The 22,176-nt window shown below is 36.4% G+C and carries 22 protein-coding genes, 1 pseudogene and 1 riboswitch; of the genes and pseudogenes, 4 read left to right on the top strand and 19 right to left on the bottom strand.

Going from position 1 to position 22,176, the window contains the following annotated elements; translation table 11 throughout:
- Nucleotides 1-218: 218 nt before the first annotated feature.
- A complete protein-coding gene (locus QUF91_RS07195; RefSeq protein WP_289417276.1) occupies nucleotides 219-1,574 on the bottom strand; it encodes a YjiH family protein in 1,356 nt (451 codons plus the stop codon).
- Nucleotides 1,575-2,213: 639 nt separating this feature from the next.
- On the opposite strand from QUF91_RS07195, the gene QUF91_RS07190 reads away from it, so the two are divergent.
- Nucleotides 2,214-2,582, top strand: a complete 369-nt coding sequence (locus tag QUF91_RS07190; RefSeq protein ID WP_353957837.1) for a CotD family spore coat protein — start codon at nucleotides 2,214-2,216, stop codon at nucleotides 2,580-2,582.
- A gap of 144 nt (nucleotides 2,583-2,726) precedes the next feature.
- On the opposite strand, the gene glnA is transcribed toward QUF91_RS07190, so the two are convergent.
- From glnA to QUF91_RS07175, 3 genes are all read right to left on the bottom strand, one after another.
- A complete protein-coding gene (glnA, locus tag QUF91_RS07185) occupies nucleotides 2,727-4,061 on the bottom strand; it encodes a type I glutamate--ammonia ligase (protein WP_285394521.1) in 1,335 nt (444 codons plus the stop codon).
- Nucleotides 4,062-4,157: 96 nt separating this feature from the next.
- Entirely contained in the window at nucleotides 4,158-4,532 is a 375-nt protein-coding gene (locus QUF91_RS07180; protein WP_285394522.1) for a MerR family transcriptional regulator, read from the bottom strand.
- Between the two features lie 156 nt (nucleotides 4,533-4,688).
- Entirely contained in the window at nucleotides 4,689-5,939 is a 1,251-nt protein-coding gene (locus tag QUF91_RS07175) for a methionine gamma-lyase family protein (RefSeq protein ID WP_289417274.1), read from the bottom strand.
- A gap of 261 nt (nucleotides 5,940-6,200) precedes the next feature.
- Between QUF91_RS07175 and QUF91_RS07170 the strand changes: the two genes are divergently transcribed.
- Nucleotides 6,201-6,806, top strand: a complete 606-nt coding sequence (locus QUF91_RS07170; protein ID WP_285394524.1) for a trimeric intracellular cation channel family protein — start codon at nucleotides 6,201-6,203, stop codon at nucleotides 6,804-6,806.
- A gap of 111 nt (nucleotides 6,807-6,917) precedes the next feature.
- Here the strand turns inward: QUF91_RS07170 and cobT are convergent, their stop codons facing one another.
- The 4 genes from cobT to QUF91_RS07150 form a co-directional block, all read right to left on the bottom strand.
- Entirely contained in the window at nucleotides 6,918-7,973 is a 1,056-nt protein-coding gene (cobT, locus tag QUF91_RS07165; protein ID WP_289417273.1) for a nicotinate-nucleotide--dimethylbenzimidazole phosphoribosyltransferase, read from the bottom strand.
- 115 nt (nucleotides 7,974-8,088) lie between these two features.
- A riboswitch (cobalamin riboswitch) is annotated at nucleotides 8,089-8,265 on the bottom strand.
- A gap of 88 nt (nucleotides 8,266-8,353) precedes the next feature.
- The gene (locus QUF91_RS07160) at nucleotides 8,354-9,103 is read right to left on the bottom strand and encodes an ABC transporter permease (protein ID WP_289417272.1); all 750 of its coding nucleotides are present in this window, start codon (nucleotides 9,101-9,103) and stop codon (nucleotides 8,354-8,356) included.
- A complete protein-coding gene (locus QUF91_RS07155) occupies nucleotides 9,100-10,029 on the bottom strand; it encodes an ABC transporter ATP-binding protein (protein ID WP_289417271.1) in 930 nt (309 codons plus the stop codon). The genes QUF91_RS07160 and QUF91_RS07155 overlap by 4 nt, the downstream gene beginning before the upstream one ends.
- 14 nt (nucleotides 10,030-10,043) lie before the next feature.
- The gene (locus QUF91_RS07150; RefSeq protein ID WP_289417270.1) at nucleotides 10,044-10,301 is read right to left on the bottom strand and encodes a hypothetical protein; all 258 of its coding nucleotides are present in this window, start codon (nucleotides 10,299-10,301) and stop codon (nucleotides 10,044-10,046) included.
- A 575-nt stretch (nucleotides 10,302-10,876) separates the two neighbouring features.
- Here QUF91_RS07150 and QUF91_RS07145 point away from each other — a divergent pair.
- Entirely contained in the window at nucleotides 10,877-11,482 is a 606-nt protein-coding gene (locus QUF91_RS07145; protein ID WP_289417269.1) for a LuxR C-terminal-related transcriptional regulator, read from the top strand.
- A 433-nt stretch (nucleotides 11,483-11,915) separates the two neighbouring features.
- Here QUF91_RS07145 and QUF91_RS07140 read toward each other — a convergent pair whose 3' ends face one another.
- Nucleotides 11,916-12,113, bottom strand: a complete 198-nt coding sequence (locus tag QUF91_RS07140) for a hypothetical protein (protein ID WP_289417268.1) — start codon at nucleotides 12,111-12,113, stop codon at nucleotides 11,916-11,918.
- 27 nt (nucleotides 12,114-12,140) lie between these two features.
- Nucleotides 12,141-12,356, bottom strand: coding sequence for an EamA family transporter (locus QUF91_RS07135; RefSeq protein WP_483308079.1), 216 nt, complete (start codon nucleotides 12,354-12,356; stop codon nucleotides 12,141-12,143).
- 352 nt (nucleotides 12,357-12,708) lie between these two features.
- Between QUF91_RS07135 and QUF91_RS07130 the strand changes: the two genes are divergently transcribed.
- Nucleotides 12,709-13,137 carry a HEAT repeat domain-containing protein gene (locus tag QUF91_RS07130; protein ID WP_289417265.1) on the top strand — a complete coding sequence of 143 codons (429 nt, stop codon included), beginning with the start codon at nucleotides 12,709-12,711 and terminating at the stop codon, nucleotides 13,135-13,137.
- Between the two features lie 377 nt (nucleotides 13,138-13,514).
- Here the strand turns inward: QUF91_RS07130 and QUF91_RS07125 are convergent, their stop codons facing one another.
- The 9 genes and pseudogenes from QUF91_RS07125 to mutL all read right to left on the bottom strand — a co-directional run bounded on the left by QUF91_RS07125 (nucleotide 13,515) and on the right by mutL (nucleotide 22,162).
- On the bottom strand, nucleotides 13,515-14,810 hold the full coding sequence (locus QUF91_RS07125) for a M56 family metallopeptidase (protein ID WP_289417264.1): 1,296 nt from the start codon (nucleotides 14,808-14,810) through the stop codon (nucleotides 13,515-13,517).
- 11 nt (nucleotides 14,811-14,821) lie between these two features.
- The gene (locus tag QUF91_RS07120) at nucleotides 14,822-15,181 is read right to left on the bottom strand and encodes a BlaI/MecI/CopY family transcriptional regulator (RefSeq protein WP_285394530.1); all 360 of its coding nucleotides are present in this window, start codon (nucleotides 15,179-15,181) and stop codon (nucleotides 14,822-14,824) included.
- 544 nt (nucleotides 15,182-15,725) lie between these two features.
- Entirely contained in the window at nucleotides 15,726-16,028 is a 303-nt protein-coding gene (locus QUF91_RS07115; RefSeq protein ID WP_285394531.1) for a rhodanese-like domain-containing protein, read from the bottom strand.
- Between the two features lie 98 nt (nucleotides 16,029-16,126).
- On the bottom strand, nucleotides 16,127-16,357 hold the full coding sequence (hfq, locus tag QUF91_RS07110; RefSeq protein ID WP_285394533.1) for an RNA chaperone Hfq: 231 nt from the start codon (nucleotides 16,355-16,357) through the stop codon (nucleotides 16,127-16,129).
- A gap of 132 nt (nucleotides 16,358-16,489) precedes the next feature.
- A complete protein-coding gene (miaA, locus tag QUF91_RS07105; protein WP_285394534.1) occupies nucleotides 16,490-17,392 on the bottom strand; it encodes a tRNA (adenosine(37)-N6)-dimethylallyltransferase MiaA in 903 nt (300 codons plus the stop codon).
- Complete coding sequence (locus tag QUF91_RS07100; RefSeq protein WP_285394535.1) at nucleotides 17,379-18,296, bottom strand: alpha/beta fold hydrolase; 918 nt, start codon at nucleotides 18,294-18,296, stop codon at nucleotides 17,379-17,381. The genes miaA and QUF91_RS07100 overlap by 14 nt, the downstream gene beginning before the upstream one ends.
- Before the next feature lie 15 nt (nucleotides 18,297-18,311).
- Nucleotides 18,312-19,946 (bottom strand): glycerol-3-phosphate dehydrogenase/oxidase, encoded by a 1,635-nt coding sequence (locus QUF91_RS07095; protein ID WP_289417263.1) that lies wholly within the window; start codon nucleotides 19,944-19,946, stop codon nucleotides 18,312-18,314.
- Nucleotides 19,947-20,083: 137 nt separating this feature from the next.
- Nucleotides 20,084-20,257, bottom strand: a pseudogene (locus QUF91_RS07090) (FGGY family carbohydrate kinase); the annotation flags it as partial.
- Between the two features lie 39 nt (nucleotides 20,258-20,296).
- Nucleotides 20,297-22,162: a DNA mismatch repair endonuclease MutL gene (mutL, locus tag QUF91_RS07085; protein WP_289417261.1), complete on the bottom strand. Its 1,866-nt coding sequence runs from the start codon at nucleotides 22,160-22,162 to the stop codon at nucleotides 20,297-20,299.
- Nucleotides 22,163-22,176: the final 14 nt, after the last annotated feature.

Genomic DNA, 22,176 nt, shown 5'->3' with positions numbered 1-22,176 from the left:
CAACTTGTTTTAAAGCGTGGCGAAATAGATATTTTTTTACGCCAGACGTCTATATTTCTCCTCTGGCGCGCGGGTTTTTGCCTTGCTTCCGCGAGTATTCACCTCTGATGCGCGGGTATTTTCCCTTTTTTCCTCAAGCATTCTCCTCTGTCACTCGGATTTAAATAAAGAAAAAGCAATTATGCGCACTCATTAAATGCGAACAATTGCTTTTTAGATTAGAAAAGTAAATGTGCAACTATTGCTGCGATTGGTAGTGAAATAATTGTACGTAGTAAGAAAATAACGACTAAATCCAAAAATTTCAGTGGAATTTTCGTACCTAAAATTAGGCCACCGACTTCTGACATATAGATAAGCTGTGTAACAGATACGACAGCAATGACAAATCGTGTAGTTTCAGCTTCAATTCCTTCTCCTAAAATTGAAGGTAAGAACATGTCTGCAAAACCAACCACCATCGTTTGTGCTGCTTCAGCTGCCTCTGGTAAACCGAGCACTGTTAAAATAGGCTCAAATGGCTTCCCTAAAACTGCGAAAATACTAGTGAATTCAGCAAGCATTAAAGCTATAGTACCAAATGCCATAACAATGGGCGCTACACCAATCCATAAATCTAGCACATTTCTAGATCCATCTTTAATAAATTGGCGAGGATCACGATTTGCATGTGCGACTGCTAAAGCATTTTCCAAGCCGTGTGTCACAGAGTTATAGCCTTTAGGTAATTCCTCACGTGATAAATCTACTGGAGTACCATCGATATAAGTATCTTCCTTGTTAGCAAGCGGATAAATTCGCGGCATAATGATCGCTAACACTAGACCGCAAAGTAAAACCGTTAAATAATATGGGATAAAATAGCGTGATAAGTGCACTGTATCTAATACTACAATACAGAATGTGATGGACACTACAGAAAAGCTAGTTGCAATAATAGCAGACTCTTTTTTCGTATAGTTCCCCATTTCATATTGTTTACTCGTCATTAGAACACCAATTGTTCCATCCCCAACCCATGACGTAAGTGCGTCAACCGATGAACGACCAGGACTTTTAAAGAGAGGACGCATGATTTTCACCATCATTGTTCCGAAAAATTCAAGTAAGCCGAAGTTTGTTAAAAATGGTAAAAGCACACCCGCAAATAAGAAAATCGTAAATAAAAATGTTACCAAACCATCGTCCGGGTTCATTAATAGCCCACCAGTATTTTCATTGTTAATCGCTGATGGTCCAAAATCAAATACAACCATTGATGCAAATACTAAACCAATAACTCGGACAATTGTCCAAAACCAATTGACATAAAATAATGTATCTAAAATATTTGGATTCTTTGTATTATTGCGTGGAATGAATTTGGCAATGAGTGAACCTATAGCAGAAATCGCAAACATAATTATAGTAAAGTAACTAATAACAGGTGCAACAACACCTGCTAATAACTTTGCTAAAATAGCAATTGGAACTTTCCATCCCTCATCTGTTAATACAGGTGTCATGAATAATAGAACACCAATAAGAGAAGGGATTATGAAGTAAAAGTATGAAGAAGTAGGATATTTTTTCATAATTAAAAGCCTCATTTCTCTAATTTTATCGAAGTTGTATACATCAGGCTTGTTAGTTATGTACTGTTAAACCGCCAAAAAATGTATATCTGTATAAAGTGAAACTTTAATCAGTGGAAATTTATTCATTCTCGCTGATTACTAGTCTTCACCAATTGGGCATTTACGAGCGGTTAATGAGGGATAAAATAAAAAAAGCATTCCTCTAAAAAGTAATAAAGGAACGCCCAAACACTACTTTTTTTATAATTAACATCCGCAATGCAAAAATTCTATGCATTAATTCTTTTAGAATAATCACTATCATTCATTTTTATGAACTTAAAAAATATCGTAAACCTACAATACAACGGTTAATTCTACAACAAAATGCATTTTTATTCAATCTAAATTTTAATATTATTATTATTCTCTGCTAATATTATCTGCATTTTTTCTTTGTACCATTACCTTTCTACAAAGCTCAATTTTACAATAGCTGAAGTCAGTTGAAATTTGGCGAAACTCTCCATGAATCCTACCTATTTTGATTGCCTAAGAGATTTAACCAGCCCTTAATAGGCATACAAATAGACCACATTGTCTTTCATCTCATATGTTAGTTATGAACCACAACTTATCAAAACAGGAGGTTTTACCATGGATAGACGTATGCATCATATGCAGCATATGCAACATATGCAACATATGCATCACCATCATCATGCAAAAGGTCCACATTGTTGTCCACCGATAACATGTCCAACTCAATTTGAGCCACCATATTGTTGTCCACCAGAAGAATTTGTACGCACTAACTACATCCATACAGTTGTACCACATGTACAGCCAGCACATGTAACAACAGTTAATAAACATATAATTGATCATCAGTATCATTTCCCTTGCACTGAGTCTGTAGTGAATGAATGTTGCGAAACTCATACACTTTGTGAAATGCCACCGGATCCTTGCCATATGCCGCATCATCATCACCATCACATGGGCCGCCATCATATGGGCTATTAATAAATATGCGATGAGGTTAAAAATACCTCATCGCATATTTTTCAATAGCACTCTCTTTTGAAAATGCCTATTACTATCGTTTACTATTTACTCTCATTTCATAAGAAAAACCGAGCACCTATATAAGGTACTCGGTTAATATTTTTAGTACATTTTTAAATATTGGTCGCGTTCCCATTGGTGTACTGTTGTACGGTACATGTCGAACTCGATTTCTTTTGCCTCTTTAAAGTTTGCATAGATATGCTCACCTAAAGCTTCTTGCGCTACTTTATCATTAGCAAGTAATGCTAAAGCATCGTCAAGTGCTGGTGGTAAGTTTACTATGCCGTTCGCTTTACGCTCTTCTTCAGTCATTACATAGATGTTACGATTAATCGCAGCTGGTGGTGTTAATTGTTGACGAATACCTTCAAGACCAGCTTCTAAAATAACAGCCATTGCTAAATATGGATTTGCAGATGGGTCCACAGAACGTACTTCTACACGAGTTGAAAGACCACGTGCTGATGGAATACGGATAAGTGGTGAACGGTTTTGAGCAGACCATGCTACATAACATGGTGCTTCGTAACCAGGTACAAGACGTTTATAAGAGTTAACTGTTGGGTTTGTTACAGCTGTGAAACCTTGAACGTGAGCAAGGACACCCGCCATGAATTGCATTGCTGTTTCAGAAAGACCTAGTTCAGTAGATTCATCGTAGAATGAATTCTCTTTACCTTTAAATAATGAAACGTTGAAATGCATACCAGAGCCAGCTTCACCGAATAATGGTTTTGGCATGAATGTAGCATGTAAGCCATGTTTACGTGCAATTGTTTTAACTACTAATTTGAACGTTTGGATGTTGTCACAAGCTGTGATTGCATCTGCATATTTAAAGTCGATTTCATGTTGTCCAGGAGCTACCTCATGGTGAGATGCTTCGATTTCAAAGCCCATCTCTTCTAGCTCTAAAACGATATCACGACGGCAGTTTTCGCCAAGATCCGTAGGTGCTAAGTCGAAGTAACCACCATGGTCGTTTACTTCTAATGTTGGTTCACCTTTTGCATCTAATTTGAATAAGAAGAATTCTGGCTCAGGCCCTAAATTGAAGCTTGAGAAGCCCATCTCTTCCATTTTCTTAAGGATACGTTTTAAGTTGTTACGTGGGTCACCAGCAAATGGCTCGCCTTTAGCAGTGTATACATCACAGATGAAACGTGCTACTTTACCTTTTTCAGAAGTCCAAGGGAACACTACGAAAGAATCTAAATCCGGATGTAAATACATGTCCGATTCTTCGATACGAACGAAGCCTTCAATAGAAGAGCCATCAAACATCATTTTATTTTCTAGAGCTTTGTCTAATTGGCTTACAGGAATCTCAACGTTTTTGATTGTGCCAAGAATATCTGTAAATTGTAAACGAATAAAGTTTACGTTTTTTTCCTCGATAAGACGTTTAATGTCCTCTTTTGTGTATTTACCCACAGTTTTCCACACTCCTATAAATTGTCTAGCTTTTATTATTACCCTATCCTATTAAAATAATCTAAACTGTTCACCAAGAGCGTACGTTTACTTTAATTAATAGAATCGAGATAAATCCCCTTGTCGGATGGATGATTTTTGCATGCGCTGTGCTTGACGCATTTCTTCACGCATGATGCGACGTAATTCTGAGTCACTTAAATTTGGTTCTTCTGTTGCAACAGCGTCATTCTTTTTAGCGAATAGTTTTTTAATCTTCGCCATATTCATGCCCTGTTCCAAGTAATCTTTAATTTCAAGCAGTATGTCGACGTCATTTAATGAAAACATTCGACGATTGCCTTCTGTTCGGTGCGGCTCAATTAAATGGTGTTCTTCATAATAACGAATTTGACGTGCCGAAAGCTCAGTTAATTGCATCACAATATTCATGGATAATAACGGCATATTTCGTCTAATTTCACGACTCATTTAAGTCCCTCCAATACCCGCTAATCATATAACGAAATTTTTACACTGTCAACTAGTCATGTAAGGTTTCCTCACATAGATTAAATATTTTTTTCGAATTGATGAAAAATTGTAAAAAACTATTCAAAACGGATGTATTGAATAGTTTTTTATCTCCTATTTTCGGATTTTTTGTACTGCACTACAAATAGCAAATTTCACATGTTCGTATGTTAACCCACCTTGAATAAATGCTGTAAACGGTGGACGAATAGGACCGTCTGCTGTGAGTTCAATACTGGAACCTTGAATAAATGTTCCTGCCGCCATTATGACATCATCCTCATAACCAGGCATATACGCTGGCTCTGGTGCATAATGCGCATTAATCGGCGAGTTCGCTTGTATTTCACGACAAAAGGCAATCATCTGCTCCGCTGTTTGGAAAGAAACAGCTTGAATTAAATCCGTACGATCAGCCTCATAGCTTGGCGATGTATTCATCCCAATTTCCTCAAGCATTGCTGCTGTGAAAATGGCACCTTTTAATGCTTGCGCGACAACATGTGGTGCTAGGAAAAAGCCTTGATAGAAATCACCGAGTGTATTTAATGTAGCACCAGCTTCAGCACCAATACCTGGTGATGTCATACGATAAGCACATTTTTCTACTAAATCTGCACGACCAGCAATATAACCTCCAATTTTCGCAAGGCCTCCTCCTGGATTTTTGATCAGTGAGCCTGCCATTAAATCAGCACCAATCTCCGTTGGTTCCTGTGCTTCCACAAATTCACCATAGCAATTATCAACAAAAATAACAGCATCTGGTGCTAATTCGCGGATTTTTACACACATTTCTGCAATCTGCGAAACGGTAAAGGATGGTCGTGTTGCATAACCCTTCGAGCGTTGAATAGCAATCATTTTTGTATTTGGCGTAATTGCAGCTGCAACACCTTCCCAATCAATCGTTTTGTTATCGATTAAATCTACATGTCGATACCCGATTTTATAATCCTTTAAAGAGCCCGTGTCCTTGTCGCCGCCATCGACTATTGACTGCAATGTATCATACGGTTGACCCGAAATATAAAGTAATTCATCACCAGGACGTAACACGCCGAATAAACTAAGCGTAATTGCATGTGTACCTGAAATAATTTGCGGACGTACAATGGCAGCCTCCGCTCCAAAGACCTCTGCATATACACGCTCTAGATTGTCACGCCCTTCATCATCATAGCCATAACCATTAGACGGGTGTAGATGATAATCGCTTACTTGATGCTTTCGGAACGCAGCGAGCACTTTTTGTTGGTTGAAGAACGCCATGTCCTCTACCTTTGCATGAAAAGGACGCACCTTTTCTTCTATTTTAGTAGCTAACGCTAGTGTTTCTTCCATTAAATTGGTTGTAAAAGTCATTTTATTCTTCTCCATTTCACTTTTGTTCAAATCTTATCTTAACAATTTGTGAGCTTGCCTGCAAAATTTGCTATTGTTTCTAATTGCATTTTACGCTAATCTAAATTGCGGAATTAATCTATTACGTCCTGCTATAATAGGATATTTAATATCTGATAATTCCAAAGCATTAGTTGATACTTTTCTTAGTAGAAACTTCTACGCTACAAAAAAGTGTTTGTAACTAATAGAAAAGATCAATTCATATAGGGAGTGAAAGTGTTGGCTTGGGAGGTTTTTAGTATTATTGGAACAATTGCCTTTGCTATTTCCGGGGCAATAATTGCAATGGAGGAAGAATACGATTTATTCGGTGTATATATACTCGGAATTGTAACCGCTTTTGGCGGAGGAGCTATACGAAATTTGCTCATAGGATTACCTGTAACAACGCTGTGGGGGCAGGATATGATGTTCCAAATTGCCATTGCAGCAATTACAATTTTTTTCTTATTTCCACATCGCCTCATTCAACATTGGCATCGCTGGGGCAATTTCACTGATGCTATTGGTTTATCAGCATTTGCGATTCAAGGTGCCCTCTATGCCGTGAAGCTCGACATGTCCATTAGTGCCGTTATTGTAGCTGCTGTCTTAACAGGGTCAGGTGGTGGAATTGTTCGAGATTTATTAGCTAGACGACAACCACTAGTCCTCCGTGATGAAGTCTATGGTGTTTGGGCAGCACTAGCCGGGCTTATCATCGGGCTTGAATTATTTTCAGGGGATTTCTTTTTATATGTATTATTTGGTGTAATTACAGCACTAAGAGTTCTTTCATATATGAAAAAATGGCGTTTACCGTTACGGAAGTTGCAGCGGGCATAGCCACGTTTCCTTACATCACTGCATAACAACAAGCCCAAATAGCTGTTATTTGGGCTTGTTTTTTTAATCCTGTAAATAAAAAACTTATTTGAGAACCTCATAATCTTTAAATTACTTTTCTAACAGCAGTATAGATTCCTCTAATGTAACCATGTTTTTCATCATGGAGCTTGCTGCATCCAAAATAGGAAAGGCTAAAGCTGCACCAGAGCCTTCGCCCAATCGCATATTCATCTGTAGCATCGGTTCAACCCCGAGCAATTCAGCTGCAATTTTAGCACCTGGTTCTTCGGAAGCATGAGAAGGAATGATATAGTCTTTTACTTTTGGTTCAAGTTCGTATGCAATAAGTGCAGCAATAGTAGAAATAAAGCCATCGATCACAACAGGTTTGCGATTGACAGCGGCAGCAAGTATAACCCCAGCCATAGCGCCTATTTCTAACCCACCAACTTTTGCAAGAATATCAATCGCATCGTCTCGATTTGGTTTATTTAATGCAATGGCATTGTGAATGACTGCTACTTTATGTGCCAGCCCCCCCGGTCCAACACCTGCACCGAATCCTGTTACTTCACTTGGATGACACTCATGAAGAACCGATAATATTGCAGCACTCGGTGTTGTATTAGCTATCCCCATTTCACCTGTCCCGAGTACATTGATCCCTTTTTTTATTTCCTCCGTAGCTACTTCAATTCCTACTTCAATTGATTGAATGGCTTCTTCCCTTGACATAGCAGGACCTTTTGCCATATTGTCCGTTCCGTATTTAATTTTTTTAATGATGACACCAGCATCAAGTGGAATATCCTCTTTAACACCAACGTCTACTGTGACAATTTTGGCATTTGTTATTTTCGCTACAGCGCAGACACCTGTTCCTCCTCTAGGAAAATTTAATGTTTGAAAGACCGTTACATTTTGCGGATTTGATGTTACCCCTTCATCATAAACACCATGATCTGCTGCACAGACAATAATTGCTTTGTTATCAATCGCAGGAAATAGTTCTCCAGTAATTCCTGATAGTTGCACAGCTAAAGACTCCAGTTTCCCCAAGCTTCCAGGAGGCTTGCTAAGCGCATCTATGTACTCCCTTGCTGTCTCCATCATTTTGTTATCGACACTTTGAATGTTTTGAATCGTTTGTTGTAATAATTGCATGAAAATTTCCCCTTTCTTTTTTGCCCTTGTTACTCGAAGATTGATCTAGAGAAAAAAATAAAAAGCCTGTAGTTTATTTCATAACAAATAAACTACAGACTTTTCCATCGTCTATAAAATACGAAGCAGTTAGGCAGGTCTCCTGGCTCAATTTCAACATTTCATAGAACCTTCCCAGAACATTGCTAGTGGCATTCTCTATGAAACTCCCTTTTACAGTGGTGGGACCGCTAAAGCTTTTCACTTTATTCCCTATTCTCCCGCAATGGGCACCTAAAGCTTTTATGCAATTATTTTAAATTTACGATAAAGTGTTTTTAGTGTCAATATTTAAAGTTGTTGAGCATTGTTGACATTTTGAAGTGAACGAATATACTTGATTATTCATATTTAAAAACTTTAACACAAAATACTAACGTAATTACTGCTATAGCAGTTAATACTGATAACTCGGTTAGATAAGTATTAAGATTTTGAGTCTCGAAGATAAGTGTTTTTCTTATAGCTTCAATAATATAATTAAGTGGATTAATATAAACAAATGGCATTAAAATTTTTGGCCACACGTCACTCGGGAAGAAAGTACCACCTAAAAAAATGAATACTAAATTTGAAAGATTCCCCATAGTTGTGGCATTTTTTGCGTTATTAGCATATATTCCGATTATTAAACCTACGCCTAATAAACTAAGACCACCCATTAATAACAACGGAATCAATAAAAGAGTATAAATAGAACTAAAATTTAATTGGACATTAAAAATAAAAACACTAATGCCCAATATAATAACTGTTTGTATAGCCATAATGAAAAGCTGTGTACTAAAAATTGATACCATTATTTTTGATGTAGAAATTGGAGTAACTTTAATTTTTTTAAAAATACCCCTTTCCCTATATGAAGCGATCATCACAGGTAAAGCTATTAGACCGATAGCTCCATAAGCCATTCCTAGAATACCTGGAAAGATATAGGTCATATATGACATACCATCTCTTGCCGCATCTTTTCCTGCTGTACCCATTAAAGCCATCATTAAAATAGGGAACACAGTACTCATAATAGCCGCTTGTTTATTTCTTAATTCCATTTTAAAAAATATAGAAGACAAATTCACAAAACTATTCATACTTTCAAAACACTTCCAGTCATATTTAAGAATACATCCTCTAAATTTGCTTTTTGAATATTAATACTAGTTGTTGTTATTCGTTTTTCATCTTCTAATTTATTTATATAATCTATCGTTTTTCTTATGTCTTTAGTGTATAAGTAAAAAAAGTCCTCTTCTTTTTTTATCGTTTCTACTGTCGGACAACTTTCTAAATACTGTACATCAGAATCTGCTATTAAACCTATTTTAATAAATGAATTTAAATTAGCATTTTCAATAATCTCTTCCGGTTTTCCCACAGTATATATACTCCCATTGTTAATAAAACATACATTATCACAGAGTGCCTCTACTTCTTCCATATAATGTGTTGTTAATATTATAGTTGTCCCTTCCTTTCTAATATCTTTTATAATATTCCACAAATCTTTTCTGGAGTTCGGATCTAACCCGGTTGTAGGTTCATCCAAAAACAAGACCTGAGGTTTATTCAAAATACTTAAAGCTATACTTACTCTTTGTTTTTGTCCTCCAGAAAGTTTATTAACATAAGATCTTTTATGTTCTTGCATATTTACTTTGTTTAATAGATCTTTAATTTCATTTTCAGTAATCTTCATGTTGTATAATATAGCAAAGAATTCAAACAATTCATCCACCCTAATATAATCAAAATAGGAATTTGACTGAAACTGTACACCTATGAGTGGTTTAATTTGATCTGAATCTTTTCTAACATCTAAACCATTAACAATTATGTTGCCGGTATAGCCATTTCTAACCCCTTGTACACATTCTAATAAAGTTGTTTTCCCCGCTCCGTTTGGTCCTAGTAAACCAAACACTTCATTGTGATTTATTGTTAAATTAATATTTTTCAGTATTTGTATATTAGAGTTATACGAAAAATACAAATCTTTTATTGATATTGCTTCATTCATATATAACACCTCTATTATGATAGAATGATTCGTTTCATTTTTGCATGATTCAATTTTTCATTAATAAATGCTTGCATGTCTTTAATATCAATCCTATCTAAAATTTGAAGCATTTCATCTAATGATAAATGATACCTTCCATTAACTCGCTCATTCCCTAAAAATAATAAAAAATCCTTATCATTTTCTAATATTTTATAAATTTTATGCTGTAAAAATTTTTTACTTTTCTCTAAATACTTACTCATAATTTTGATTTCTTTGCTGTCCATTTTCACCTTTTCATTAATATGTAAGATGTCCTTTGATATTGCACAAGATAGACCAGTAGATGCTGTATGCCCATATTAGTTCTTCATTATCTTTGCTAAAATAGGAAAGAAATACATTTGTAGCTGGGATATTAACATGATTGTTTTGAATTAATGAATAACCCTTGATCCAATAAACAATAAATTATTTACATCGCAAACCAACCAAGCTCTTAACTATTTATCTTCATTCAGTTGGTATTAGGACAACCCGAAAAGTACTATCCAACATTCATCTCACCAGCTATAAAGATGGGATTCTTCTGTTGCTGTCGCTTCACCACACTTGTATAATCACAATTTTGGTAATTATCTTTAAATTAAGATAATTACAACTGTAACAAATAGAATTAAAAAAAACATCCGTATTTCCCGCAAATATCTCATTTCTATCTATGTATATTTTCATAAAAATATAAGTGCTTTTTAAAAAACAACCTAGTTATTTACCAATAAATTAGAAAAAAGTAGATTAAAAGTTTCCGAAGTCTTTTGAACGGGTATAATATATAAATTAAATTTAAGGAGTGAGTAGGTTGAATATAAATGTGCTACTTGTAGATGATCGTCAATTACTATTAGAATGCTTATCAAATAGATTAAACAAAGAACCAACTATTCGCGTGGTAGGGGTCGTTTCTAATCCAGAATTTTTACTACATGAAATCATTGCTACCTCCCCTAATATTGTGCTAATGAATATTGGGATGAAATTAGTTAATGGCATTGACTTAACTGTTGAACTACTAAAAAATATGCCTCATTTACGAATCATCATTTTATCGAAGCATGATTATGCAGAATATATTCAAGCTGCCTATAATGCGGGAGCAAGTGCTTTTATGACCGAAGAAAAACCTATCCAAGAACTAATCTTCACCATTAAACAGGTATATTCAGGCCATAAACTGTTTCCTAAAATTGAAGTAATTAAGATAGATAAAATGCTTACCCCAAAAGAGTATGAAATTTTAAAATGGATTGCAGAGGATAAAACCAATTCAGAAATTAGTGAGGAAATGATGATAAGCATAAGAACAGTTGAATACCATATCTCATCAATCATTAGGAAATTAAACGTAGAATCTCGAGTAGGTGCTGTCGTAACAGCTATTAAGCGAGGGCTGCTAAGTATTAAATAGATACTTGTGTTTATTAACTGTTTTTTTCATCTTATGAGAGGTTAATTCATACTGCTAATAATTCACTAGTAGTAACGACACTAATATAAGCGTAGTAAAAATATACTCATCTGCGCGCAGTAGTATGAATATTCAGAAATAAATGTTAGTATAAATTTGTGGAACATATCATATAATGTACTTTTTAAGTTAACTTCAATTGTTTATTATAGGTGGTGTTATCTTGAAAAAAGAAATAAAAAAAGACCTGATAAAAGTAAAAGTGATATCTATTTTTGCTATAGGTACTATTTTAATTTATTTGATTCCTTGTCTCTTAAATTATTTTTTATAATATGACTGCCCCCTAAAAAGTAAGGAAAAACAAGAAGCCTTTTACATTCAAAGGCTTCTTATTTCTATCAAAATACATGAATCAATTTACTCATTGAATTCAGTGTTTATTAAAACAAGCAATAACGTTATCGATATTAGATGAACCTAATATAAAAACTCCATCAATACAAGCTGCAAAAAGTGGTACTGTACCAGTTCCACAAGCTCCGATGGAAGTTGCTGCTACAATTCTTGCCTCAACTAAGTCCACTAAGAGTATAGTTGAAGGGCAAAGTGCAACTTCTGCTATGTACAAATGCTTTCAGGAGCTTCTCGTTCGTTACTACTGTGATATATGCTTTGTTTTATCTATTTCACTCAAACATGTTGCACCGAGTAAAAGAATAGTTCCTATTATTTGTAGGGTCGTCATTTTTTCTCCTATAATCATTGTCAAAATCACTAATGATGTCAGTGGATCAATATAGCTTAAAATAGCTATACTTTGCCCTTTTAGATAACGCATTCCGAAACTCCATTTTGAAAGAAGATTGAACAAAATGGAGTTAACCTTTCTAACTAAGTATGAGATTTTTATAAAAAGTTTGAACAATTAGATGAGCGTTATTGAACTAAAGCACTCCGTTAGCCATCCATGAAGTTCAAAAATCAGCACTTCACCACAGAAAATGAAAGATGATTACGTTCTTTCATGGGAGTTTAATAAGAAAAGCAAATCTAATAAAGAATAGTACATACTTATGATACGGTTCACCTTAATGTAGTTAGTTTCCATTTTCTATATATTTCCTTACCAGCGATTCATCGCTATTTTCACCCAGACAACGTATAATAAGAGAAGCAGAAGAAGAATTCATTTTTCCTCTAGTTAAAAAAAGAGGTGCAATTACTTGAAACAGTTTGAAACAGCATTACCTGAGCAGTATGAAAAATTAAAAAAACAGGCCAATTATACGTCTAGCTGGCGAGAGCGTTTAGACGCAGTCGAAATGTTATCGGCTTATCAACATGACAAAATCATAGATTTATTAAAAAATCGTATGCAGCATGATACTGTCAACAAGGTGCAATTAGCAGCCTATGAAGCACTCGTGGCGTTTGGTGAGGATGTAGAGAAGCCATCACCTGCACGTTTTGATATTATCAAAGGCACAGACAAAATTTTCCTGAGGGTGAAAAAGAGCTTGCCAAAGGACCATACAGTGGCAGACTTTGCGGATAAACTAAAACGTATGCGTTTAGATGTCTTTGATGCGTATGAAGGCGACAAAGGTGTACAATTTATGAACTGGTTAGAGGAACGTTGGGCAAAACTATAATCAGTAGTTTTGCGATTTATGAAGGAAAGTCATTCTCTCCACTTGTGGAGGGAATGGCTTTTTCTTATCTTTCGTTGCGGTTCATCGAAACTAATATTAAATTGTATTACTTCTTTTCTTTGATCATCTATCTTTATTGTTTAATAAGAAATCCTATTAACTTTAAAGCTAATAGGATTTCTCATCAAACTTTATTTTAAAACCACACCAACAAAGTGGGAAGAAATTGAGTTTTATTATGAAAAAATGATGGAGTAAATGAAAACTAGTCCCGGATTTCAGGACTAGTCTTTGGAGCAACTTATTTATTCTTCATTTGTTGCGATTAAACGCTATTCCGTCGTACTATTTGATGCATCAGTAACAATAATTACATTTCATTTTTCGCCTTTATTTGTTGCGATTACATGTGGTTCCGTCGTACTATTTGAAGCCTCGGTAACAATAACTGCATTTCGTTCTTTGCCTTTATTTGTTGCGATTACATGTGGTTCCGTCGTACTATTTGAAGCCTCGGTAACAATAACTGCATTTCGTTCTTTGCCTTTATTTGTTGCAATTACATGTGGTTCCGTCGTACTATTTGAAGCATCAGTAACAATAACTGCATTTCGTTCTTTGCCTTTATTTGTTGCGATTACATGTGGTTCCGTCGTACTATTTGAAGCATCAGTAACAATAACTGCATTTCGTTCTTTGCCTTCTTTCAGCGTTGGTGGCTCTTGGCCAGTTGCCGCAAAGACGGTCATACCTCCAATGACTAATGTACACGCTAATACTGTTCCTAAAACCGACTTTTTCTTTAAGGTCATAATGGACACTATCCTTTCTTCAATCCCGTTTTTACTAAAATGATTACAAAGCGGCGTAACCGTATAGGTTTCATCTGCCATATTGATGAGAGATAGTGCATATGCTGACTTTGCCTTATCTCCAAACTGTCTAATAACCCTTTCGTCGCAAGACAATTCAATGTCTCTGTTTACTAAAAAATACATAAACCAAACTAATGGATTAAACCAATGCAAAGCTACCATAATCGTTAAAATTACTTTCCACAAAACGTCAAAACGTTTAATATGAATTAATTCATGCGTGAGAATAAACTGAATATTTGTAGCGTCTTCCCAATTTGTTGATTTCGGCAATAAGATGACTGGTTTAAAGATTCCATATGTTAATGGGGTTTTTATTCTATCTGATACTGCAATTTGAATAGTTCTTTTTAACTTATGATCTTTTAGCCATTGATCTAGATACTCATTATTCTTCACTGGGATGGCTGTTTGAAATTCTTTATAAAATCTAACATAGGCCACTATAAAGAATAGCAAAACCACGATACCCCCACATGCCCAAATGTACTGAACGAAATCGCTTGTCATCACAAGCAAAAGCTGGTGATAGAACGTGTTTGATGTTTGTGCGATTTCGATTGTATTGTGCATACTTTCCGAATCATTTGAGTAAGTGAGCGTAACAAATAAGTTTTTCAGCATAGGCTGTATGCTCAATTTTGAATAAAAAGAGTAGGGGATGAGTAGTTTAAATGCAACGATTCCCCAAAGAATTAAAAATGTTTGTTTTGGCACTTTATTTCTTACTAACATCCTCATCAATATCACAATGATGAGGAGGAGAGATGCGTCTACACTCATGTTGAGGATACTCATATCATAATTCCTCATTCAAGATCTTTAACAATTTGCTTTAATTTATCGATCTCACTCGCGGACATTTTTTTCTTGTCTAGTAGGGATGCGAATAGTAAAGTTTTAGAACCATTAAATATTTTATCAATCAATTCCGTCGTTTCTTGTTCTTGTATCTGTTCTTTTCTGATGATTGGATGACAGATAAAGTTAGGTTCAATTCTTTCAATGGCCTCTTTTTTTATACATTTTTTTATGACGGTATAGGTGGTATTTTTATTCCACCCTATTCGTTCGTTTAACATTTGTGAGAGCTGTTTAGCTGTCAAATCGCCTTCTTCCCATAAAATATTCATGACTTGTAATTCCGAATCAAACAATTTAACTTGCATACGCGCATGCTCCTTTTCTTAAGTGGACTATTGCAATAGTTTGCCACACACTAATACTACTGCGATAGTCTGCGGTTGTCAAGACTATTGAGATAGTCTGTTGAAGAGAATCCATTTTAAAGGCATAATTATACGGATAAATTAACCTTTGCATATTCAATTATCATTGCTTTAGTTTTTGATAAAACGCCAAAAAGAGAAATGGCAATAATTAATATAAGAACTTTTTTCATAAGAAAACACCTCATGGTAAGCCTTTGAAATTATCGCCAGCTTTTCCCCCTGTCCACATCGTACGTGCGACTTTCACCGCAGCTCTACACCACAGAAAATGAAAGGTGATTACATTCTTTTGTGGGGGTTTAAGTAAAATTTTCCACAAGATAAACATCGATATTAACGTAAATATCCAAACCAGGTGCGATTACTGAGCAAGAAGTAAAAGGGTGATACATATTATATATGACTAATATGTATCACCCTTTATATTTTATGACTTTTACAATTTAGGTCTTGATAAAACCACGAGGGTTTAAATCGACCATTATTTAAATTCTAACTCTCCATCATAAGCAAGCATGCCGCCTTCAAGGTTTGTTACGTCAAAGCCTTGAGCGTCTAGATATCCACAAGCATTTGCTGAACGAGCGCCAGCCTTGCAAACGATAACGTATGGCTTAGAAGAATCTAATTCGTCTAAGCGATCAGGGATTGTCCCAAGAGCAATATGCTGAGCACCAGGAATCATGCCTTGTGCCACTTCATCATCTTCACGTACATCAATAATGTATAGGTCTTTGTTTGCATCTAATAGTTCTAATAATTGTGTTGTATCCATAGATTTCATATGTGTAGTCCTCCAATATGTCGATTTCCTCTTACATTATAGCCCGAAGGCAAAAAAACAGCTAGTGTCGACAACACTAACTGTTTAAATATAGTTATTTATTCTTCTGTCTCTAAAAAATCGACTTGCTTTGCTGGAACAAATGTAGAAATAGCGTGTTTGTAAATAAGATGCTGTTTGCTATCAACATCTACTAATAACACTGTAAAATTATCATAGGATTTCACAGTCCCTTTTAACTGGAATCCATTTAACAGAAACACAGTTACAAAAACACTGTTTTTACGTAGATGGTTCAAGAACGTATCTTGCAAGTTAATTGATTTCATCAAATATGCCTCCCCCTACTCTCTTTCTACCTCTTCATTCCTATAGTAGCATGTTCTACCAATTTAGCAATTAGTAATTTTTAGAAATTTATCAAAAGTATAAAAACAAAATCTACGATAAGGCGAGATCAATTAAAGTTGTTCGTCATTTTTAAGGAAGTATATATCCATTTTATTGCGGAAATATGTTAGCTGTCTTTTCGCATAGCGGCGAGAATTTTGTTTCAAACTGTCAATGGCTTCTTCTAAAGAACATTTGCCATCTAGGTAGTCATATAATTCCTTGTAGCCGATTGCTTGGATTGATTGCACACCACGTATATTTTGTTGCCATAAACCCTTTACTTCTTCCAAAAGCCCCTTTTCCATCATTAAATCGACACGGCGGTTAATTCGATCATAGAGCTCTTCGCGTGACATATTTTGCCCTAGCCCTAAAATTACATGATTGTAAAGTGGGACTTCTCCACGATTTTGTGCTTCTGCTGCCTTTGAAACGCCACTAAGTTCAATCATTTCTAACGCGCGTATGACACGACGAGTATTATTTGGATGAATTGTTTCTGCTGTTTGTGGATCAAGTTTTTTAAGCTTAGCATGCATAGCCTCTGGACCTAATTTCTCAAGTTCCTCATAATAGGCTTTCCGTGCCACCTCATCTACCTGCTCCTCTGTAAATTGAAAGTCATAGAGCACTGCCTGTACATATAAGCCTGAGCCACCTACAATAATCGGTAGCTTGCCACTTGCTTGAATTTCTGCAATCTTAGCTCGCACTAATTTTTGATAGTCAGCTACTGAGAAAGGCTCCGTTGGCTCTTTAAAGCTAATTAAATGATGTGGCACACCTTCCATCTCTTCTTCAGTAATTTTCGCTGTACCAATATCTAAACCTTTATAGATTTGCATAGAGTCACCATTAATGATTTCGCCATTATATTTTTTCGCTAACTCAATGCTTAGTGCTGTTTTACCAGAAGCAGTAGGTCCTACGATTGCTACGACCTCTGCTTGCTGTATTTTATCTTGTATCATATTTTTCTAACCACCGTAATAAAACTTGATAGACTGCCTCTTGATTATCCTCGTTCAAGATTTCATGACGTTTATCCTCAAATAAGTAAACCGTCACATCCTGTATGCCTGCTGCTGCAAATTGTTCTGCCACAGCATATATGCCTTGACCTTGTTCTCCAACTGGATCCTTGCTACCACTTATCAATAATATCGGTAACTCTTGCTTTATTTTAGCTATCTCTTTTTTACGATTTAACGACATAAAACCAGATGTTAAATCCACAAAAAATTGATTTGTTGGTATAAAGCCGCAATACGGATCATCTATATATTTTTGGACCTCGTCCTCTGCCGAACATAACCAGTCATACGCAGTCTTCGAACTTGGGAACTGCTTATTAAAACTACCAAAGCTAAGCTTATTTAATATTTTGCTCTGTGTCTCTTTACCAAATTGCTTGGCCAATGCTTTTGCTACAAAATTTCCCATCGTATGCAATGCTGTCACATTCCCGGTTCCACAAAGAATCGCATTATCTACATGATCGCTATACAACTGTATATATCTTCTAGTAATGAACGACCCCATACTATGACCAAATAAAATCAAAGGCACATCTGCAAACTGTGCATGTAAAGACGTAACGACTTCATGAGCATCCTCTACTACACGGTCAAACCCATTTTGTTCAGCAAAAAAACCTAGTGTGCCATTATAGGCAGCCGTTTCTCCATGCCCTCGGTGATCATGCATTGTCACCGCATAGCCAGCTTCATTTAGAGTACGAGCCAATTTTACATAACGTCCACTATGCTCCGCCATACCATGTAAAATATGAATATGACCAATACAAGGATTCGACGGCTTGAATGTTCGAGTAAACAGAAAATGACCATCTGACATTTCAATATAGCGCTCCATTATTTGCACTCCTTCCTATACAAAACTTGTTGCATCTAAAATAGCTTGCTCTAGTTGAGCGATATACGTATTTCTTTGTGACTCTGTATAGTGAAAATGGTGTTGCATAACTTGAATGACCTGCTGTTTATAACGTTTTACCGCATCAATATCGAAGTATAATAAGCCTGTACGACGAATAAAGAAATCACTTGGTGTGTACACCATTTCTGCTTCTATACCATAAAGTAGCATTGCATGTAAGGCAAGAGGCATCGTACTTCCATGCTCATGCAAATATTTCACTTGGTTAAATAACGCATCTACATTTGTACCATATTTTTGTACGAGCTGTTTTGCTTCATCATAATTTAGGCCATAATGAACGCCCTCTCTTGCTTTATAGGTACTATAATCAGGGAAATTGATAGCGTTAATACCTTTTGCCCCGGAAAGTGATAACTCGCGCGTGATACATGGACCTGCGTGCTTATAATTATGTGTTTTCACAATTTTATCAACGATTGTTTCTGCCATTTGACGGTAGCCTGTTAGTTTGCCACCTGCAATTGTCATTAGTCCACTTGGAGCTGTCCATATTTCATCTTTTCGTGAAATTTCAGATGGATCCTTTCCTTTTTCATAAATAAGTGGACGTACGCCTGCCCACGACGATTCAATTGTTTCTCTTGAAATATTTGCTGTTGGAAAAACAGTTTTTGCAGCATCAATTAAATAATCAACATCCTCTTTGGTAGCGACAGGATGTACAGGATCTCCCTCATAAACCGTATCTGTTGTTCCAATATAGGTTTTGCCATCACGTGGAATTGCAAAGGCCATACGCCCATCTACAATATCAAAATACATGGCTTGCCTTAATGGAAAATCCTTTTGATCAAGAACGATATGAACTCCTTTTGTGAGACGTAATTGCTTTTTGTCTGCTACTTTATCCTTTTGACGAACCTCATCTACCCAAGGTCCAGTAGCATTGACGATTTGCGCAGCGTGCACTTCGATCTCTTTCCCTGACACATGATCCTTTACTTTTATGCCTACAAGCTTTTTCTTTTGATATAAAAACTCTGTCATTTCCGCATAATTTAGACATAGTGCCCCGTATTCCACTGCTTTTTTCAGCACTTCTATTGTCAGACGGGCATCATCCGTACGATATTCAACGTAATAACCACCACCGATAAGCTCATCTCGATTGAGTAAAGGCTCTAGTGCTGCCGTTTCCTGAGCATTCAGCATTGTTCTACGTTCATGTTTTTTGACACCCGCTAATCGATCATATACTTTCAACGCAAATGATGTTGTAAATGGTCCGAGTGAGCCTTTTTTATATAATGGTAAGAGCATTTTTTCAGGCGTTGTAACGTGAACAGCATTGCCATAAACAATTTCACGCTCACGACCAACCTCAGCTACTACACCTACTTCAAATTGCTTTAAATAACGAAGTCCACCATGAATAAGCTTTGTTGAACGGCTTGATGTGCCAGCAGAAAAATCCTGCTTCTCAATCAAAGCGACTGATAACCCTCTAGATGCAGCATCAAGCGCAATGCCAGCGCCAGTAATCCCGCCACCAATGACTAATACGTCAAAACTATATTGCTCTAAAAAATGCATAATTTTTGGACGATGCTCAAATGAAAACATACCTTTTTCCCCCATTAGCTATGATTTGAAAATACATGTAACCTCTACAATTTTTTGCTAGATCGCTTAAAGAGCCAGTCCTTGTTGTGTTTCTATTTTGGATTGATAAGTTAGGTCAACCAAAAATTCGGCGCAAGACCTACTATACCTGCAAACGGAATTTCCCCAGTAAAGAATATACTTGGCGCAGTTGTATAAATCTCTGATGAATTTTTCATCTCTGGCAACATTGACATTGGAATATTTAATAGCGTACAAATTTCTTCATCCCACTTCAAGTTGTAGATATTATACAGCAATGTATGAGAGGCAATGCATTGTCACCCTTTCAAAAATGTCAGGCGTTACAACTACATTACCCGTTTAAACATTTTTTCCACTTCATAAGTTGTAAAATGAATAAGTACTGGACGTCCGTGTGGGCATGTAAATGGATTATCAGCATTACGTAAATCTTGTAATAACGTTTCCATTTGCTCTTTCGTTAAATAATAATTGGCCTTTATCGATTTTTTACAGCTCATCATAATGGCTGCCGCCTCACGTAATTTTTTGACGTCTGCTTTTTTAGTTGTCAGCACCTGTTCAATTAAGTCCTCAATAATTTCTTGTTCTTCTCCTTTAGGAAACCAGCTAGGATGCTCTCTCACGACAAATGATGATTGTCCAAACTCCTCTAAAAATACACCGACAGCTTCTAACTCCTGCCTATTTTCTCTTAAAATAAGCGCCTCATCAGCTGCATAATGGAAAGTCAATGGAAGCAATAAAGTCTGACGTTCATTCGGGTTCACCTGACCGACCTTTTCACGGAAAAATTCATATTTAATACGCTCCTGAGCCGCGTGCTGATCGATTAAATAAAAGCCATCCTCCATCTGTGCAACAATGTACGTACCGTGAATTTGCCCAACTACTTCAAGAGCAGGGAATGGTTCTTTCTTAGGCTCATCCTCCAAAACTTCCATTGGCTCTTCTAGTGTCACTTCTTCTTCAGGACGATTCACTTCCATCACTGGTGTAGGTTGCCAGCTATCTTCAATAACAGTAGGGACGTGCTCTGGTACTATAGGATCTAATTTGCTTTGTTCCTGAACAGTTTGCACATCATAAAGCTTTTCTACAATGGCATTCATTTTCCCCACATCAAGCTTTGGTGCCGGCTTCCATATATTTAACTGCTCGGTTGTAGGCTTTGGAACTTTTTCCTTCTTTTCCATTTGCGGCACTCGAATAATATTGCGTATTTGCTCCCGTATTGTTTCCTCAATTAGTTTAAGAAGCTCTAGTTCTTTACTTAAACGTATTTGATGCTTAGCAGGATGAACGTTGACATCTGTTAAATAAGGATCACCCTCTATAAAGAGTGCCACAATCGGAAAACGCTCAATTGGTAAATACGTATGATAAGCATCTACAATCGCTTTTTGTACCAAATAATGCTTTACCCACCGACCATTAACAAACAACGACATATAGTTTTTCGAGGCACGAGTAACCTCTGGTAGTGACACGAAGCCAGAAATTTTGTAATCGTGTGACTCACCATTGAAGGACACCATTTTCTTGGCATTATGCACACCGTAAATGGCGGCTAGTACTTGCTGCACGTCACCCCGTCCATTGGTTTGTAACAATTGCTGACCGTTATGTAGCAATCTAAACGCAATTTGTGGATTTCCAAGCGCAAGACGGTTCATTAGGTCAATTGTGTGCCCAAGCTCGGTCTGTATTGTTTTCATATATTTTAAACGTGCAGGTGTATTGAAAAATAACTGTGCCACTGTAATATCTGTTCCTTTACGCAAAGGCCCAGGTTTATGTGTAGCGACGTGGCCACCTTCAAGCTCTAAATAAGTACCTGATTCCCCATTTGACGTAATGAGTGTCATTTTAGACACCGATGCAATAGAAGCTAATGCCTCACCGCGGAAGCCAAGTGTACGAATTCGAAATAAATCATGCTCCTGATGGATTTTACTTGTTGCATGGCGAGAGTATGATATTAGTGCATCCTCATCATCCATGCCACTACCATTATCAATTACCTGAATTGAAGTGAGACCCGCTTCTAGTAAAAAAACATCAATGGACGTACTTCCGGCATCAATGGCATTTTCAACAAGCTCTTTAACTACAGAGGCTGGCCTTTCAACTACTTCCCCTGCAGCAATTTTATTGGACAGCCACTCGTCCATAATTTGTATTTTTCCCATAGCGCATCACTCCT

This window comes from Lysinibacillus sp. G4S2, assembly GCF_030348505.1.
Lineage (GTDB): Bacteria > Bacillota > Bacilli > Bacillales_A > Planococcaceae > Lysinibacillus.
This window is presented reverse-complemented; position numbering and strand designations above follow the sequence as displayed.